Origin of the sequence: Paenibacillus kribbensis, assembly GCF_001705305.1 — a bacterium.
Lineage (GTDB): Bacteria > Bacillota > Bacilli > Paenibacillales > Paenibacillaceae > Paenibacillus > Paenibacillus kribbensis_B.
This window is the reverse complement of sequence record NZ_MCBP01000015.1, coordinates 101,078-119,791: the sequence shown is the minus strand read 5'-3', so window position 1 is coordinate 119,791 and position 18,714 is coordinate 101,078. Positions and strand designations below refer to the sequence as shown.

Sequence of the window (18,714 nt, the reverse complement as noted above, 5' to 3'; positions counted from 1 at the left end):
ACGAATCGTTAATAATCTTCTCCTTGGCCCGGGATAAGAACTTGCATCAATAAAGCCAAAAAGTCGCTAAATAGCGACTTTTAATGTGATCATGTTCTTGTACCTCGACACCAAGCCAGTAATGTTAGCCACTACAATCCCCTCTATTCCGCTGCCAGACGCTTTATTCAGGGTTTCAATCAATTCGAGCTCATTGTTCTCAATAACCATTTATTCAGTATAGTTACAGGGTTACAGATGAATAATCTCTTAGATCGATTGGCGGCTTACCTCTAATAAAAACACTTATGGACACTGAGTAACTTGTAGGATCTCCCCCAATAATTAGCAAAATAGGTTCAGGGCAATTCATCGACCTATTGGAAGATATAGAGATCATTTGTTTGGAATCAATGGTACTCATCTTGCTAGAGGAAAAAGGATGAAAGTGCCACTCCCCCAGGTAAAATGCCTTCTCAACTTTCCATAACGAATCGAGCCACTCTTTTAAACCTTCAACACCTCTGTAAAATCGAGTTCTTGTGTATTTGGAGTCTCTGGGTGCAGCGCTGCTCTTTACAATAACGGCTTTTTTCAATGTATCATCATAATATCCAGCCAGAATGCCTCCAGTTTCTAGATACCCACTTGAACTGCACTGAGCCAATATAAACGCTAAGATTTCCTCACAGAACTCAACTTCAAGGCCACTCTCAATATCTTTGTATCTATGAACGAGCATTAAAACACCTCGCGATGCTTCAATATAACACCTGCTGGCATGCCATTTAATTGTTGTTGTTCATAGACAGCGAATATGTTGGGACCGAATGGATTGAGCCACCATGGTTCCATCTCTTTTATTGCTAATCCAGCCATAACCCAAATATCATCTGAACGAGCTGGGAACAAAGGATGATAACATCCGATTCCATCTCTAGGTAAGATTATATCCTTGTTTTCGTTTTGTTCTAACTCAATCCATAGTTTGATAAGATCATAAAAAGTTTTGCGAGGAAAAGGATGTTTATTCGATAGGAAAATAAACATCCTCTTTGCTCCAAACCCAAGGGATACAGAAACGAATCTTTTCGGTAGAGTCCAGTCGAAAAAGTACAGGTGATCAATAACTGCATCGCTACCTGTCGTATCGATAATTACGTCATATCCCTCTATTACATCCACTTCATCCTCAGACAAATTCGGAAAGGGTTCATTTATAGCCGAGGACCAGACGTGCATATTGTTATGATTTATCCGGTTAGATAAAGCCTCCGCCTTATTCAAATATAAATGATTTATGCCAAGTGTATGCCGAGAAAGGTTACCGGGTTTTAGAATATCTTCATCACAGACCAGGATTCTTGATATACCGGTTCGGGATAGTAATTCCCCAATAGCTGAACCGAGTGCACCAGCACCGATTAAAACGGCTCCATCCCTCTGGACTTTTTCATCTAAACTCCCCCTGCTCAGAATTGCTTCCTTACTCCAGTTCTCTGTACGGACATATTTTAATTTTCGTTCAGGCTTTAACTGATTCAAGCGATCACGAAGAAAATAGTAATCTTTTGCTTTTCTAAATCCTTTAATTTTTTTCACATTTTTAGTTAACCTGCCGATTTCAAAACTGATCCAGTGGACGATCGAGTTTTCTCCCCCAACAAGTTTAGGGATTTGAAATCCAATTAATAAAAAATTCCGGTCCTCTAATCTGAAAATATTCATACGTTCATAAATTTCGTTCCAGAGATCAAAATGGTGTTCTTTGCAGATTGTTTCCAGCTCTCTGAAGGTTCTTGGATAAGACCAAGGCTGTATTATTGGTTGAAACGGAAGCAGTACCCATACACCGTGGAATAGCTTATTTGAATCAGCTCTGATAAGTTTCCCCCAATCATATGCATGGATCACCTCTGACTTTTCACCAAAGAAAACCGACACAAATAAGATGTTACGATATTCATGTATCTCTTTAAGAGATACATGACCAGATCTAATTTTTGTTTCGTTCCATACTTGAATATGCTTTTGTTCTTCTGCAAAAACCACTGAAAAATTCGGTTCGAAATGAGAATGAGGCAATTCGAAATAGTCTCCTGGGATGGCTAATGAATCAATTGAAGCAGCAAGCAGCCACTCTTTCAGACGCTGGACATGCCAATTAATGCGCTGCTCTTCATCCATGAGCTCGTCACTATCAGACAGTAATTCCAGTTGACCGGTATCCCAATCAGTGCAGATCTTTCCTAACCTCCAAGGAAGGTAATCCTTTTCAATGTTTTCGTTCATATGTTTATAGGTAAGGGTTATACTATTTACTTTATCAGGAAATATGCTTATCGATCCCCTCGGATAAAGGGGATCGATAAGCATATACCACTGCGTTGTTTGGGGGATTGATGAATTTATATCTAGCCCAGATACCTTTAAGCTAAAATGAAGAACCCAACTCTTAAGCCTTGCAAACCAATATACCTCTTCAAGCTGCTGGTACCCATCCATAATTTCAAGTTGAATACATCCAGTATTTATACGTTCAGGGACAGAATTAATCATCCGAAACGTCCACCTACAATATTAGGAGTTGTCGGATTATCTCTTTTTGAAAATCCAACACTTACCCTGTTGTCCATGTCGGTTGTTGCCTCTGATGTAGGGAATTTAGAGCCAAAAAGTTTATTCCATTCTTCTGCACTTTCTTTTACTGTGGTCGCATCTGTAGCCTTCCTAGCAATTACAGCAGCTTCTTGGATAAGCTTATAGAACTCATCATATTCTTCATCAGTAACCCTTCCCATGACGTCATGGGAAGGTACACCATGGTCTGCCATAAAAGGCTTTGTTGGGTGATCGTTAACAATGGCCTCTAAGACTTCAGTTACTCCTTGTCCGACACTGCCGATATCATCAGGGCAACATAAGCCTATCAAATGTTCAAAAGGATAACCCTTTGGATATTTCGGCAAATGATTCAATCTTCTCCACCACTTTAATGTCTTGACTACATTAACATAATGACGATTGCAAGATTTATTTTTTTCTTGTGTCCATTTAATTTGAGCTAAAGGGTCGGTTTGTTTCCATTCTTTAGCCTCTCGATCAGGTATCCAAAGAGGAACCGATTTCCATTCAGGTTCATTTGCGTTGGAATAGGTCTTCCATACAGAGCTCGAATCCAACGTTTCACCAAGGACTGCCCATGACTTCTTTAAGGTCCATGTTTCAATCTCTTCCAGTGCACGAGCATCGGTGACACTATTTGACTCCAGAATTCCTTCTTCACTTTCAGAAGGTGCTGCCGTAATGACGACATCTAGGTCAACATAACTTAAAGAGATTCCTATTGAACGACCTTGAATTTTATATTTGCCAGCATAGTGCTTCTCCATAAACGGCACAAAAACTTGAAGAGCATCTTCTGGATTGCTGTATTCCTCCATACTCAATTTTGTTACTACAATGACATCTACATCGGAGCGGCTTTCTCCTTTTGGTCGAACAGCGGTTGATCTTCGATAACTTCCCTGAAGAAACGTACTTACAATTATCTTCGACATTTCCTCGTCTTCTTCTAATCTATTCCTTAAAGTGGTGTGACCTGTAATCAGATCATTCACTTGATTACCTGTTAGCCGAATTTCTTTAAGAAATCTCGCAAAATAAGTTGGAATATTCATTTTAAGACCTCCAATTTATTAGTAAGGGAGCAAAAAAGAAGGGGTATATGATCCATCGCCAGAAAAGTTATGTTCATATAGAACAATCTCCGGAATATTTGCAGCTTGTTGAGCAAGGAAGAAAACAAAACCATTAGGCGCTGAAATAAAAAAGTGAACTTTACCCTTTCTTTGATTTGGATTGCGTTTGTCTAAAGCTTTGATTACTTGCTCAGCTAGTTTCCAGGCATGCGTACCATCCTTGACAGCTTTAAATCCTTCTGATGGCATACGGAAATGATAAAAGGTCTTCACAGGGAGTTGATTATTCTCAATGTGCCACTCAACATGAGGCTTTACATCACGAGTTACACTAATGGCAACAACCGTATCTCCTTCAGTTGAAGTACTATCTAAAACCTCTTCGATGAAAGCTGAATAGCCTTGGTCCTGGCAATGTACATCTGGGATCCATGCAATTAAGCCGTCTCCGCGCTGAACTGGAAATGCTCTAACTCCTGATTTGGGATTTAAGGTTAACCCTAAAGCAAATGTTATGGAAAGGTGTGTGTTGAGTTGAAGTAAGTAGGCATTACCTGGTGAAAATACTCCCTGTGTAAATTTTCTTAACTTCTGTGCAATATCGTCGTTCCAGGTTTTTCCAAGTTTAATTAGCCGTCCATCGAAGTGGTCACAAAGACATAGTAAGTGACTAGTTTCTTCCTCCAACTTTTCTGCATGAGAAAGGAAACTGCGAATGCCAACAGGAATCTCGTCTATGATTAATTGTAGACCTGTATATAGTCCCTCTCTTCGGCACAAATACAAGAGCGTTTCCTTGTTGAAACGCTTACTTCCTTTGCTTGCACAATTAACGATTAAATCGTTATAGGGATTTACGAGCACTTTAAAATCAATAGGTTTAAGCCCAGCGAGCATTAATTTTGAATTAAGTAAATCTCTGATTAAAATAGAAATGCCGGGTTTACTATGCTGAATACGAATACATCTCAGGATTTTCCGCAGCTCTTCTTCATCGTCTAAACCGAGGTGTTCCATCATGGCCTTTCGGGCCAGAGCTATTTTAGTTCTTGGTTTCCCATCAAAAAAAGCATTCAAATTTAATTTATTGTGATGATTATCCAATAAAGTTTCTAAAAGATCGTCATTTTTTATGTTCCAGGGTGTTATTAAATGAAAACGAGCGTTGGTGTACCCTTTCGTTAAAGCATCGCGTACACGAGCTAAAAACGAGTGCGTGGAGGCGTTAATGAAAGAAGGATTAATGAGGTCTAACAATTCAATTGAATGTGTGTTCTTGACATGATATTTGACCTGATAAAAGTCCATGGTGATTTCGTCTGCAATATCATAATCCCCTGCTATAGGTTCGAAATACTCAACTACAACATCATCAAGAGATTTAACACGATCATCTTCGTAGTATACTTCTTTAATATTGGTATTATTATGTAGTAACTCGGATGCAAAAAACCAAAAATAAAGATTTTGATACGTCATACCGGCATTAATTGCATCAATGGCTTTCCCCATGTATCACAGTCCTATTCTTATAATTAAGAACCTATGTTCTCAACATATTATCTCACATTAATCGTTCATATTCAATTGTCTTATCTTATAACTACTGCAAGCTAGAAATAAGGATGTTCAGATCGATCAGCATGTTTTTAAAACGCCTTCACGAAGAACAGCGTATTAATTGGCATGTCCAGCGATTTTTATTTCTCTCCGATTAGCCGAATCCAACTGTGATGAAGATGTTCAAGCAAGTTTGGATCTTCCTTCATTTGAAAGTCTTTTGTTTGGTCGAGCCTAGGCATTTGTCTTATTTGCGTAAGAGGTTCAAGCTGTTTCCATAATCTCAATGCAGATAAATAATCAGCATCTGTATTATAAATCGTGAAACCTTGCTGTAAAGCTACCTGGACCCAAACCACTTCGAGTTGATAAGCTTCATATTGACTAGTTCGAGCCTTTTCAAGTATGACCAGCTTTGGCGATCTTCCACTTGTTATTTGTTCCTTCACCCAAGCATTTGAAGCATGTTCTAAATGCTGAGCATATCGGCGCTCCACATTGGTTGTTTGACCAATATAGACTCCTGTAACTTCAGGTATCGAGTCAAACAGACCATATATGTAACGATCGTCGATACGATCCTTGTACCATTTTTTCATGAGAAATTCACCTCTTTTCTTCTTCCAGGTCGCCAAAATAAATGTATTTTCTCTTGGAAGGCTGCTTTAGAATTCATAATGTTATGTTATAAGATTATCTTGTATTTAAGCTTTTTGGCTTTAGCTCGTTCACTGTCTCATTTTACATCTATACTGGAGTATCTTTCTAGTATAAAGAGATTGCACATAACACTATTGTAATTATTCCGAGTTTATTAATTCAGCATGATTTATTTTGAAGGTTTTAGCTTCAACACCGTTTAAGAAGATCCTTAATGAAGACTCTATTTATGTCGATATATCAATAAAGGAGCTGCTAACATTGATATACACTTTAGGTATGATTCTAATACTTGCTATGCCTATAAGCACAATGTTAAAACACGCAAAAAACATACCACTTGTACATAGTTATAAAATAAACTTTAGAAAACCATTGAAAAAACACATAAGAAAACTAAAAATTTAAAAAGTAGCAATGACTTATATCTTCATTCAGATAAAATGCTTAATGTTCTTCTAGATTTCTATAGAAATGAATCATTGGATATCCTTATCAAAAAGCAGGATAGTATTAAATTCCTTATGAATAGCACTAGTATTAAGTCTAATTTAAATAATTCATTAGCTTCGCTTTTTATAAGTACCTTAGCGTTAATATTTTCTTTAATGGCCGTTTTCAATATTAAAATCAACTCATATGATGGGGGTTTTGTGATTTTAGGTGTAAGCTCACTGATCTTCACCCTTCTTATGGATGCTTTGCTAGAATACATCCTTAAGTCTGAGACCATTTCTGATTTAAATACTCATTTAACGGCAATAACGTGTATTGTAGATTTGAAATATACTCATGCTGATAAATATAGTTTATTAAAATTAGACCTTGATAACGATGCACTAAATAAAATAAGAATAATAAATAAGTAGTATATTGGCATGAGGTTACTAAGGACGGCATATGCCGTCCAAAGCCTCCGTGTTATCCCCTTGTTCTTTTTTAACTATCGGGACTTTTGCAGATCCTCACACCAAACTTTTCACTAGCCCCTTTAAATCCAGTCCATCTACAAGAAATGCACTTCGTATTAAATCTGGTGCTACAAACTCATCATATTTCCCTAAATACGGAGCCTCTTTATCTTCGAGCAACTGCTCCTCATTACAGTTGTTACATGCAAGGATCATTTCCTGTAACAGTGTTGGTGCATCGCTTCGCCCAGAAACAATTAAATAATATGGCTCCATAGGAACGACCGATCGTAATGAGAGCCTAGTAGATAGTGTTTGCTTGATTAACCGCTCCATGGTCCGAAATTGCTTGCTTCCCACCCAGGGAAGAATGAACAGGGAATCGCCTCCTGCCGGAATCACAATCTCCTTGAGCAATCCGCTTTCTCTTGCCAGACGTCTGGCCCGCTCCAAACGATTCACAGCTTCAGGTGAGAGATAAGAGTAGATTTCCTCACCCGCCAGCACTTCCCTCATCTTTTGTGTAACCAGGGTATGAATATCTCCCCCAGATCCAAGCCATAACGTGTCTACCTTCCCTTTAGCTGCTTTGACGTAGACAGCTTTGTGCTTCGTATCTACCTCCACTACCTTCCACAGCTTGCCGGCAAGAGAAAAACAATAACCTGGCGGTGGAACAGTGGTGATGGAACCAATTTCTTCAGAGCCATTGTAGACGGAGTGTTCCTCATCATCCTTGAACACCGCATAAAATCGAAAATTGTTAACGATTTTCTCACCTGTGAGACCGATGATCAAGTTCTTATCCTCTGTCCACTGAATATGGTCTGTTTGAATCAAGTAATTTAGAAAGGTCTTATACTGTTCTGGAGTTACTTCCCTAAAGGAAGGCAACGTTAATATAGCCCTCGCTAAGTCAACAGGCTCGGCTTCCCCCATGCTTTTTAGGATGCTCATGGTCTGATGGTACATTGTCCCGATCGGGAGCCTGCGAGTCTCCAGAGGCTCTACCCACTTGTGCCGGACATACAGCTCGATGACGGCAATTGCCCGTAACAAGGTCCAGGGAATTCGAGCCGGGAGTGGAGCCTCTTCGTCCTCTTCCTCATGAATGACAAACATCATTTCGGATGCCTTATCCTCCCTCCGGCCGGAGCGGCCAAGCCGCTGCACGAAGCTGGATGTACTATAAGGAGCACCAAGCTGGACAATCCGCTCCAATTCACCTAAATCAATCCCAAGCTCCAGTGTTAGCGTTGCAGCAGCTACAGCGGGGCCTGGACCGCTTTTCAGAGCATTCTCTGCTTCCTCTCGAAGCATGGCCGATATACTTCCGTGATGGACATAGAACACATCTGGTTGATGACGTCGCGCAGCAACCTTTCTCATTTCTAGCGTGGTTAATTCAGCATCTGAGCGGCTATTGGTGAAAATCAGGGCTTTTTTGAGATAGGCGCTCTCGTAAATGTGATTATAGTAAGCTTTTTTGGCATTTTGTAGTTGTTCTGCCTGTTCCTCATCACGGGCATCCGGGAATGAAAAATGATCTACCCGTAGACGTAGTTTGCGGCCTGTTGAAGAGGATACGACTTCCACTGCTTGCTGGCTTCCGGCCCCCAGCCATGCTTTAGCTGAATCGTAATCGCTCAGTGTGGCTGATAATCCGATTCGACGTGGTCTCACACCGGTCATTCGCTCAAGACGGTTAATCTGGCTTAGCACCTGAATACCACGGTCTGCTCCCATAAAAGCATGGACCTCATCTACAATCACATACCTTAGATCTCCAAAAAGACTAGGAATGGCATTGGGGCGGTTCATCAGTAACCCTTCCAACGATTCTGGCGTAATTTGCAGAATCCCGGAGGGACTGCGGACCAGCTTTGTTTTTTCGGATTGGGATACGTCCCCATGCCAATGCCATACGGGGATAGGTGAACCCTGCATCAATTCCTTAAGCCTCTCAAATTGATCGTTTATCAGTGCCTTCAAAGGGCCAATGTACAAAATGCCTACGGACTGGGAAGGACATTCATGCAATTCTGTAAGAGCGGGAAAGAAAGCAGCCTCTGTCTTTCCCGAAGCGGTTCCTGCGGCAATTAGTAGATGATGTGGAGTATCAAAACATATCCGGCACGCTTCTACCTGAGCAGCTCTTAACTCGTTCCACTTCTTTTTATAAATGAACTCCTGCAAAAATGGTGCGAGCCGATGAAATGGATTTTGCGTCATAATTCAAACTCCGACAGAAAGTCATTGACTTCATCCGGATCTGATTCTGCGGGGGCAACTGACCTCTCCCCTACGAGCTGTGCGAACGAAACCTCAGGATTCTGGTGCAACGTATGAAGGAGATCCATAAAATCCCGGATTACCTCCCGCGGTGTGAGTAACTGGTCAGCACCAAGTCGTCCTACGGCTGTCTGCATAAATGAAATAAGGTCCTCATTCGTTAATGATGAGCTGTACCCAAAATGCTGACCATGAATTTGAGTCAAACGCTGCAGTAGAATAAGAATTTCTTCATGAGACAGCATTTCAAGCTTTAGAATCGGACCCGTATAGTTCAAGTAGCCTTGATTCGCATATCTTCCTTCAATCAGCCGGGAGCGAAGAGCTTCATAGCTGAACAGTCCCCTTCGTTCATCCTCTACGAATTTCGGCGTCCCGCCTATGAAAATCCCTAGATTTTCTGCTTTCCCCTGCATTGTGTCGTTAAACATAGTGAGTAGCTTCTCATAGTTGCTTTGGCGGGCAATACTATTGCTTATCTTGTACAGATTAACTGCTTCGTCTATAAAGAGAAGAAGGCCCTTATAGCCGATTCGCGAAACAAATTCCGCCCAGAGTTTGATGTACTCATACCAGTTCTCATCATCAATAATGACACCCACATTCAGCTCTCTTTTGGCTTCCGTCTTGGTTGGAAATTCCCCTCTGAGCCAGCGAAGAGCAGACTGCTTTTGGTGATCATCAGCAAGCTTGTAGCCATTCCAGTAAATGGACAGTACTCGGGCAAAATCAAATCCGTGCACTAGACTTTGCATCTCCGTTGTAATCTCGAAAATTTTCTGCTCCACCTCAACGTTCAACGCAGGATCACTAGGACGAAGTGACTTTTCTATCATCACTTCTTGTTGGATGGAAGCTATCCACTTCTGAAGAATAGACTCCAGGGCTCCCCCATCTGGCCGTGTCCGAGTGGACAAATGCATCATTAGCTCACGATAGGTGGCCAAGCCCTGCCCTTTCGTTCCTACAAATCTTCGTTCGGGAGACAGGTCAGCGTCCGCTACCACAAATTCTCGATCCATTGCATAATTCCGAAGCGTCTGCAGAAGAAAGCTTTTGCCACTCCCGTAACGGCCCGTAATAAACTTAAAGGCCGCCCCTCCCTCTGCAATATTCTCCATGTCTCTTAAAATGGCTTCAACCTCTGCTCTACGGCCAACTGCGATATGCTCGAGTCCTATCCTCGGAACTACTCCGGCAGTCAGAGAGTTCACAAGGGCCGTGGTAAGTCTCTTAGGTATTTTATGTCCGCTCATATTCTGTTCCATCATTCTGTTCACCTCTTCAAATTCTTCACATCATTCAGGTACTCTTCCACAACACCATCTTCTGAGACGATCAAATCTCCAATGTGCTCCATCGCGGCTTGATTAATATCGTCGATAAGAAGCGTTGGCATCGTTCCGTGCTCTTCTGCCAAGTGGCTCAGTTCTATTATTGGTGCATCGCTCGTGAGTGCTGCCAAAGCCTTGAAGTGGACTTCTTCTAATGCTTCCGCCAAGAGTAACCATTCCTCTCCAAGGTCTGTAGTATCCCACGAAGATTTTACAGAGTTATCTTGTGATTGTGCTTCTTCTGAAGTCGCACATTGTAAATGGGCGGCTAGCTCTGGCTCATGCGAGACTTCCTCCGACATATGAGGGTTACTTGATGTCTCGAGTGAATCTTCTATTTCTTCAATCGTTAACATTTCGCGCACATACTCTGTATCTGATTGAAGCTGTGCTAGTTTATCAGTATCTATTTGAATGGCAGATGCGATAGACTGTTTGGTGTACTCTCTGGATAAGTAACGGTCAATTAGTGTCTCCACTTCGGGATCCAAGGAGATCCCTTTTAACCGGCCCTTAAAGCCCTGGTAATCTCGAAGTTTGTTCTCTGCAAATTTGATGATATGAGTAATATATTCTCGCAATGGTTCATGATTTAGAATGGGCAAATAACTGACGGCAAAAGTGCTGCCGTAAAGTGCATTGTTATAGACTGCACTACGAAAAAGGTACCTTTGTGTCACTAACGTCTCACCAGGAGAAAACATATCTATTAGACGCATGTCGTGTAATTTGCTCGTATAGCCATCCACAACGGCGAGAATACGGGGGATATAGAATTCAAGATTATCCTTCCCTTCTCCCAGGTAGAATCTGCTTCGTTTCATATCATAATTGCTTAAGCTTAATAGCATATCCAATGAAAGCTGAAGCGGGGATTCCTGGAACTTGTTTAATAACTCCATAGCAAGAAACTCTCCAGGTAGCCTGTCCGGCTTCCTTGCCAATACATCCAGTTCCCCAATTGTACTTGTTAACTGGTGGACTAATGCAAAATCATATATCCAATTAAACAAGTAATTCTCGAGTTGACGATAAGCTTCACCATAGTGGATCAGTAGCTGTGTAAGCTGGATTAGTCCATGCTTTGGCTCTGCCCATCCTACTCCATTAATGAGCTCATAGATATGCAGAAAAATATAGGATAAGTCCGTGTCGGGGTATCTCATGTTTCTGACTTCGGATCTCCAGTAAAAATACCATTTTTGCTGGGAGTCGGTCATGTCCTGATACGTAGGCCAGTAGCTCATGAACTGAACAAAAGGCGCTGGTTCTCCGTTGTGATCTGCAAATGACTTGGCCTGTTTCACAAACAGCTGCTCACGAGATTCGTATTCTACTGACACTTTCACGGTGCGTTCCTGAAACGAGATTGAGCTTGCTGGAATGCTAATGCCCAGGTCCTCTTCATTGGGCTCAACTAGGTCAAACTCTGAGAAAAAGAGATCGTCTGAGCTATTCTTCACGCTTGTATTCACCTTCATCTGATAGGGTTCTGGCAGTAAGGCAAGCGGAGCGTTCTGATCAAAAATGGTCCAGCGCTGCTCGCTTGCAGAATGGAGTTGCAATAGCATTTCATGCGCTGATTTCACGTTACTCTGCTCAAGGTAATTGGCATCCGAAAACAAGGAAAATCTGCACCGAGACTTGATGGATGAGAGTGTTCCGTATATTTTGGTGTCTGTACTTTTTGTTATCTGATCCGGCTCTAACATAATTAGCAGATCGTACCTTTGCTTTATTAAATCGGTATGTTTACTCAAAACACTTGGTGTCACTGCAATATAGGAAACGTCCTTCAGTTGAAGTCTATTCGCTTCGGCAGACGACGTGATCCACGTGAATTTCAACGTGTCACTGCATTGCTTTTTTAATGACTCCATCATTACCTTGGTACCAACCATGAGGATTTGCACTTTAGGAAACTGAGTGATGAGTTGAAAGAGATACTCTACAAGAGGACTCCCCCAAATGACCTGTCCTCCTTTAACCCCACCATTCAGACCCCAACGTGCCAGAAATTGAAGATGATCTAATGCAGGGTTGCTTGATTGGTGTGGCCAGTTGAACTCAGGGAACTCAATTTTGCTCCAGGGACCTTCTAAACGGTAGCCTCCTCTTTCGAGAACTTCCCTAGCCCTCAAAGAAAAAACGTTATCTAAAGAGAGACCATTTACAGCGCGTCCCATAACCCCGATACCTACTCGCCTTAAATCATCTACTGCAATCCATCCGGATCCATTCCTTATGTATTGCAATCTGGGTTTCAATTGTCGGGAGATTGCAGCAGCGCTCATCTGAACACCTTCAACCTTAAGCATAGGTGTTGCGGTGACTTGTCCTATGCCATTACTAATTTGAACCGATGCTGTGAGGATGAGCTCAATTGCTCTCTGAATAGGATGGGCTTGTAGTAATCCTTGAACATCGCCTGAGGTAAATCTCCCCCATTCTCCCTCGATCTGTGCAACTACATTGGGTATATCTTCCCCTTGAAGAAGAATTAGCCCATTTTCGTCTTCAGGGTGCTTAGACAGGAAATCATTCAAGTGAGCTGGATCCGGACCGGGGTATAGACGTTCTCCATTCAAGAGATAACCCTCTAGACCAGGAATCCGCCTCGGAATGTCAACATTCACATTCACCTTTAGTTTGATAGTGTCCGGTCCAAACTCGAGAATCTGGAAATGAACTGCATCTTGGGATTCAAGGATGATAGGACTATACACTGGAAGTTTTCTATTAATCATATCTGGTAGAACATTCGTCAGCAAAAAGGGAAATTGAGCGGGTTGAATTTCACTGAATAACCAGCTTTTATCTTCTGGGGTCCAATCAGGGAGATGCCAGACTTGGTTTCCCTTTTTGAACCAACCATGATCAAAGTTCTCTAAGTACTCTACTCCACTCGGTAGTTCCATGAGGACCTCATTTTGACTCGAGTTCCATACAACTTGAATTATAAAGTCATCTGGTTGAGGTATTTGACTCAGATCCAATATAATTGGATCGATTTCAAACTGTATGCGGTTTGAACCGACACTCTCTATAAATGAGATTGCTGTCTTGCGGAGAATTAACACATCAGTTAAGCCGAGTTCAATTTCGTTCAAGTCAGTATTTCTCCATCTACTGAGAACGGAGTTATCTAGTAATGAAGGAAGTGATAGTACCTTCTGAATTGCTATAGATCGATGTTTTGACCAAGCACTAAGTATAAACCTTTTATTGGGGGTAAAACACAGTTTCAAAGTATACTTCTTTCGACTAAAAAGCCTTAATAAGAACTTCATATCTCCCACCCTTAAACTGAGTCGAATGTACTATTAATAGTATATCATTCTTTGGTGGGGGTTTCTTTTCTAAAACCTATACAACAAACTTATTTCAAGAGAAGTTCTATTTCATGTGCTAAATACTCGTATGTAAAATTGAACTACAACCTCCCTATGCTCATTCCACCTCCTCTGCTTCCTCGATGATGAACTGAAGAATAAAATGAGCAAATGAATTTATTATTTGATCGGCTAAGAATACTACTGTATTTGTATCCCATAAAATGTTCTCAAGTTCTTCTTCCATTTCCTTTACTTTGCTGTCGTCCACTCCATTAAGAGTATGTTCCACAAAGAATTCGTGAGCTAAATAATTTCGATATTTTCTGCATTCATGAAAAATGTCTATGAATCTACTATTATCTTCAAACTTAAAAACTTTAAAATCCATATTCCTCAAAATAGTTAGCAACTCTTCATTATCAAATGAAGTATTTCCAACTGAATTCTCAATTTTATCAACAAATCTTTTTCTATTCTTCTCGCTAATCCGAAATTCCATATTCTCGTCAAAAAGATCTGGACTTAGTTTGCTTGTTCCCTCCTTTTCCACAATTTCTGCTTGTTCTTTCAGAAATATAATAGTAGCAAGTTTATATTCTAATTTCTGAAGCATCTCGGCAGCTTTGGTTGGACTTTCATGTTTACGTTTATTGTATTGCTTATTATGCTCATATCCATTTTTCTTGCGATGGTTATTATCGTGCTTCTTGCATGCCTTGGACTTTACACGCCTACTCTAGCAGACGATCCAGATTCAAGAAACGGGGTATGGCTTATTACTTATTTCGGAACCGTAAGTGTGCTGATAGGCATCTTGGCCTCGCTTATTTTTAGCCGAATTCCGCTCTCCCCCATCCGTGAAGTCATTCGTGCTTCCCAAGAACTTGCCAAAGGGAGTTTTGCTGTCAGAATCAATCTCAAGGGACCAAAAGAGCTGAAAAAATTGAACGAAAGTCTTAACCATATGGCAGAAGAATTAGGGAGTATTGAAATGTTGCGTTCCGATTTCATTAATAATTTCTCACATGAGTTCAAAACGCCGATTGTTTCTTTGAGGGGATATGCAAAGGTATTAAAAAAAGACAATTTACCGAATCAAGAACGTAATGAATATTTAGATATCATTATTCAGGAATCGGAACGTCTTGCCGAACTGGCCACAAATGTTCTTCAATTAACCAAAATTGAAAGCCAAACTATTGTTACAGAGAAGACATTGTTTAACGTAACCGAACAAATTCGAACTGATGTCGTATTGTTGGATTCGAAATGGTCTGGCAAGAACATTCATTTTCAGCTTGATTCAGCCGAAGTTATGATTGTTGCAAACGAAGACATGCTTAGTCAGGTGTGGATCAATCTTCTGGACAATGCAATCAAGTTTTCGCCTTTAGACTCAAAGATCAAAATCGATATCGATATCGATTCTAAGGATCGACAAGTATGCATCTCTATTCACGATAACGGCCCAGGGATTGAAATGAATCAACAAAAATACATTTTCGATAAATTTTATCAAGCAGATGCCTCACATTCCTCTCCTGGTAATGGATTAGGTTTAAGTATTGCTCACAAAATCATTTTGCTGCATGGCAGGATAATCAGAGTTGCAAAATCCGATGAAACGGGTACAAGATTTGAGGTAATTCTTCCCTTAGATTAGCTAGGGCATATGCACAAATTTCAAAATTGAATAAAAAAATAAAAAGAGTTAGTGACCTCCACTATTCTTAAATTAAAAAGAAAAAGGGTACCTTTTTATACAGCTACCCTTTTTCTTGCAAACTAAAATATTTGAGAACATTTATCATTGTCTGATACCTTCTATCGAAACTAACGCAATCATTATGAACAGTAGTGCATCAACGATATCCTTTACAGATCAACATCATCCATACTTAAATGACCAGTTCCAAAAGCAACACCTATAGGAGCAACTTCGTCTATACGCTTCAAATCTTCTGGTGTCAGGACAACGTCAACCGCGCCAACATTCTCCTCCAAGTATTTTCTACGCTTGGTTCCGGGAATCGGGATGATGTCATCTCTCTGTGCCATCAACCAGGCCAATGCCAACTGGGATGGCGTAATGCCTTTCTCTGTTGCTATTTCTTTTACACGATGCACAAGATCCAAATTTTTATTGAAATTATCCCCCTGGAACCGAGGAGAGAGTCGTCTTACATCGTCTTCGGCCAAATCTTCTAGTTTTTGAATTTGACCTGTTAGAAATCCGTATCCCAATGGACTAAAAGCGACAAAACCAATCTCAAGTTCGCGACATAACGCCAAAATACCGTCTTCTACATCGCGAGACCAAAGAGAGTATTCCGACTGCAAAGCTGTAATTGGATGTACCGCCTGTGCACGCCGAATTTCTTCTTCGGTCGCTTCAGATAATCCAATATATCGCACTTTACCCTCGCGTACCAGTTCAGACATTGCGCCAACTGTTTCTTCAATCGGAGTATTAGGATCTACCCGATGCACGTAGTACAAATCGATATAGTCGGTACCCAAGCGATGAAGGCTGGCATCGCATGCTTCTTTTACATAGTCGGCCCGACCGTTTAAACCCAGAAATTTACCATCTTCACTGCGTACATTACCAAATTTGGTGGACAGGATCACTTCACTGCGTCGCCCTTTCAATGCTGTTGCAAGAAGTTCTTCATTTTTTCCTAGACCGTACATATCTGCTGTATCCAGCATATTTATGCCAAGTTCAATCGCTCTGTGTATTGTACGGATCGATTCATTGTCATCGCGTCCGCTATAAAATTCCGACATCCCCATGCAACCAAATCCAAGCGCCGATACTTCCAAATCACTTTTGCCTAATTTTCTATATTTCATATGTTTCACGCCTTTCTATTTTTATATTAAAAAGGAGTCGTAGTTCTTTCAAAATTATCAATTAGTGAAAATCATTATTCTAGCTTACAGTTTCCTCTATTTGAAGTTGCGATGTCATTTCAACGCTTTAGTAAACCATGCATCTTCAGCTACATAGTCGAAAAGATGTGGATGCGTTTGAGCCAATAGTGGAAAGGCTTCCTTCCAATCGCGTCCAGCTAATTGTTCTACTAACCACTCTACCATCTCCTGCAGGCTGTTATCGTAATTTTCCACCCGGCGATAACCTAATTCCTTTTCAGCAGCAACCATATCGCAGATCACTGGATGTTCAATCATCCAAGAGGTCTTGCCTACGTATGGCTCCGTCGATGGCCCATCAATTAAGATAGTCTCTGGTGCTTCAACATCCATGATGGCGTCGATGGCCATCCCAATCTCAGCTACGGTTGGCACCTCGGGATCACAGGCATTGAGCACCCTGGAACCCGGTTGCTTTGCCGCCAGCCGGATTAGTTCCGCAAGTGTACGAACGCTCACCCGATGGAACAGACCCTCACCACCAAAATCAAGTACTCGCTTCCGCCGCCCGTCTAGGTTACGTTTGACGAAGTATAACTCGTAAGGGAAAGAGCTATACGGCCCATATACCGCACCTGCACGCAATACTGTGATTGGTAGACGGTCGCCTGCCGCAAGGAGTTCCTGCTCCAATGCTACCTTCCCCGTAGAATAAGTCGTCTCTCCAGGCTGTACTGTGCGCTGGCTCTCATGAATGGGAACTGGCAAATGAGGAAAACCACCTGGTTCCCTTGCCGTATCGAAGTTCCTTCCTTTATCATCTTCATATACTACTGTCGTTGAGAGTACCACTGCTGATCCAATACGATCTGCCATAGCTGTCAATTGTCGAGCATGCGCAGCCCCGTAAGCAACTACATCCACTACCACGTCGCAGCCGTCGCCAATCGCGGCAGCAAACTCAGCATCATTGTTCCGATCAGCACGCACAATCTTTACATCATCGGGCCAGTTTTCATCTTTTCCTCCACTGCGTGAAACCGCTGTGACATCCCAACCGTCTCGCACTAGTATGTCTACTGCTGCTCTCCCAATTTGTCCAGTTGCACCAATTACTACAGCACGTTTCTTTTCCATATCAATTCCTCCATTAATGATGAATTTAATAATCCGGTGTCACTTCTATAACATATATGTCATCTTTATTTTAATAATCAAAAGAGCTCATATTGCCGATGATTTAGTAACTAAAACTAAAACTATTCTTATTTCTAATAAATAATGTTCCTTATCCCTCCTTGCTATTTTGTATTATAAAAAAGCACAATTATTTTCAATAAAAAGTTGCATGTGGTTCTGCAACTTAGTATTAGCCCGTCTATTTTAATGTTCTCAAAAGAATTGAACTCGGTCTATTAATTCAGCAATTGTATAATTTCGTAAATACTCAATGGTATTTAACTCAGCTTGCTGAAGAATCTTTTCAAGTTCAACATCTAACTGTTCTCCATCTAAACGTTTATCAGGCTGATCACATTCTACATTTAGCTGTTCTCCAACTTGCTCATTAACTTTAACATCGTTAGGATCATTATTAATTGCTTCGTATATATCGCCTAATGTAATTTCTGTCGAAGGTTTTTTCAAAAAATATCCACCTTCTCGTCCACCTTTTGACTCTACAATACCCGCAGTATTCAACGATTGCATCACTTTTCGAATAAAGGTAGCATGTGAATCGACTTGACTCGCTATTAGCCCGCTGCTTATCATACTACCACTTTTAGCCAGCCAAACCACGGCATGAATTGCTGTCTTTAGACGAGGAGGACCGATGTAAACACCACGGGACGCTATACTCAATATGATTTCCCCTTTCGTTTTAATTGCAATATGAATAAACACATTATGCACTACAAAATATTTAAATGCAAGTTAAGTCAAAATTTCATGCACCTTCTTTCTTTCGTGTTATCCGATTTTGAACTCAATAAAATTAAAAAACAACCAATACACTGATTGATGCAGATATAGCAAGTACAGACCTAAGTTCAAAGCTCTATTA

At 41.0% G+C, this 18,714-nt stretch carries 15 protein-coding genes; 2 read left to right on the top strand and 13 right to left on the bottom strand.

Going from position 1 to position 18,714, the window contains the following annotated elements:
- Positions 1–66: 66 nt before the first annotated feature.
- The 6 genes from BAZ21_RS29430 to BAZ21_RS22585 form a co-directional block, all read right to left on the bottom strand.
- A complete protein-coding gene (locus BAZ21_RS29430; RefSeq protein WP_218061436.1) occupies positions 67–210 on the bottom strand; it encodes a hypothetical protein in 144 nt (47 codons plus the stop codon).
- A 13-nt stretch (positions 211–223) separates the two neighbouring features.
- Positions 224–721: a hypothetical protein gene (locus BAZ21_RS22605; RefSeq protein WP_068505175.1), complete on the bottom strand. Its 498-nt coding sequence runs from the start codon at positions 719–721 to the stop codon at positions 224–226.
- A complete protein-coding gene (locus BAZ21_RS22600) occupies positions 721–2,538 on the bottom strand; it encodes a ThiF family adenylyltransferase (RefSeq protein WP_068505174.1) in 1,818 nt (605 codons plus the stop codon). Before BAZ21_RS22600 ends, BAZ21_RS22605 begins: the two co-directional genes overlap by 1 nt.
- The gene (locus BAZ21_RS22595; protein ID WP_068505173.1) at positions 2,535–3,659 is read right to left on the bottom strand and encodes an SMODS domain-containing nucleotidyltransferase; all 1,125 of its coding nucleotides are present in this window, start codon (positions 3,657–3,659) and stop codon (positions 2,535–2,537) included. Before BAZ21_RS22595 ends, BAZ21_RS22600 begins: the two co-directional genes overlap by 4 nt.
- A gap of 18 nt (positions 3,660–3,677) precedes the next feature.
- Positions 3,678–5,192: an SAVED domain-containing protein gene (locus BAZ21_RS22590; RefSeq protein ID WP_068505172.1), complete on the bottom strand. Its 1,515-nt coding sequence runs from the start codon at positions 5,190–5,192 to the stop codon at positions 3,678–3,680.
- Between the two features lie 188 nt (positions 5,193–5,380).
- Positions 5,381–5,839, bottom strand: coding sequence for a GIY-YIG nuclease family protein (locus BAZ21_RS22585; protein ID WP_068505171.1), 459 nt, complete (start codon positions 5,837–5,839; stop codon positions 5,381–5,383).
- Between the two features lie 585 nt (positions 5,840–6,424).
- Here BAZ21_RS22585 and BAZ21_RS22580 point away from each other — a divergent pair.
- Positions 6,425–6,769, top strand: a complete 345-nt coding sequence (locus tag BAZ21_RS22580; RefSeq protein WP_141695018.1) for a hypothetical protein — start codon at positions 6,425–6,427, stop codon at positions 6,767–6,769.
- A gap of 96 nt (positions 6,770–6,865) precedes the next feature.
- Here the strand turns inward: BAZ21_RS22580 and BAZ21_RS22575 are convergent, their stop codons facing one another.
- From BAZ21_RS22575 to BAZ21_RS22560, 4 genes are all read right to left on the bottom strand, one after another.
- A complete protein-coding gene (locus tag BAZ21_RS22575) occupies positions 6,866–9,043 on the bottom strand; it encodes a DEAD/DEAH box helicase (protein WP_068505169.1) in 2,178 nt (725 codons plus the stop codon).
- On the bottom strand, positions 9,040–10,359 hold the full coding sequence (locus BAZ21_RS22570; protein WP_068505230.1) for an ATP-binding protein: 1,320 nt from the start codon (positions 10,357–10,359) through the stop codon (positions 9,040–9,042). Before BAZ21_RS22570 ends, BAZ21_RS22575 begins: the two co-directional genes overlap by 4 nt.
- Positions 10,360–10,379: 20 nt before the next feature.
- On the bottom strand, positions 10,380–13,547 hold the full coding sequence (locus BAZ21_RS22565) for a TerB N-terminal domain-containing protein (protein WP_068505168.1): 3,168 nt from the start codon (positions 13,545–13,547) through the stop codon (positions 10,380–10,382).
- Positions 13,548–13,887: 340 nt separating this feature from the next.
- On the bottom strand, positions 13,888–14,385 hold the full coding sequence (locus tag BAZ21_RS22560) for a hypothetical protein (RefSeq protein ID WP_068505167.1): 498 nt from the start codon (positions 14,383–14,385) through the stop codon (positions 13,888–13,890).
- Positions 14,386–14,409: 24 nt separating this feature from the next.
- On the opposite strand from BAZ21_RS22560, the gene BAZ21_RS22555 reads away from it, so the two are divergent.
- A complete protein-coding gene (locus BAZ21_RS22555) occupies positions 14,410–15,435 on the top strand; it encodes a HAMP domain-containing sensor histidine kinase (RefSeq protein ID WP_068505166.1) in 1,026 nt (341 codons plus the stop codon).
- A gap of 212 nt (positions 15,436–15,647) precedes the next feature.
- On the opposite strand, the gene BAZ21_RS22550 is transcribed toward BAZ21_RS22555, so the two are convergent.
- From BAZ21_RS22550 to BAZ21_RS22540, 3 genes are all read right to left on the bottom strand, one after another.
- Positions 15,648–16,628: an aldo/keto reductase gene (locus BAZ21_RS22550; RefSeq protein WP_068505165.1), complete on the bottom strand. Its 981-nt coding sequence runs from the start codon at positions 16,626–16,628 to the stop codon at positions 15,648–15,650.
- A gap of 114 nt (positions 16,629–16,742) precedes the next feature.
- On the bottom strand, positions 16,743–17,786 hold the full coding sequence (locus tag BAZ21_RS22545; RefSeq protein ID WP_068505164.1) for an NAD-dependent epimerase/dehydratase family protein: 1,044 nt from the start codon (positions 17,784–17,786) through the stop codon (positions 16,743–16,745).
- Between the two features lie 255 nt (positions 17,787–18,041).
- Positions 18,042–18,512, bottom strand: coding sequence for an RrF2 family transcriptional regulator (locus BAZ21_RS22540; RefSeq protein ID WP_068505163.1), 471 nt, complete (start codon positions 18,510–18,512; stop codon positions 18,042–18,044).
- Between the last annotated feature and the right edge of the window lie 202 nt (positions 18,513–18,714).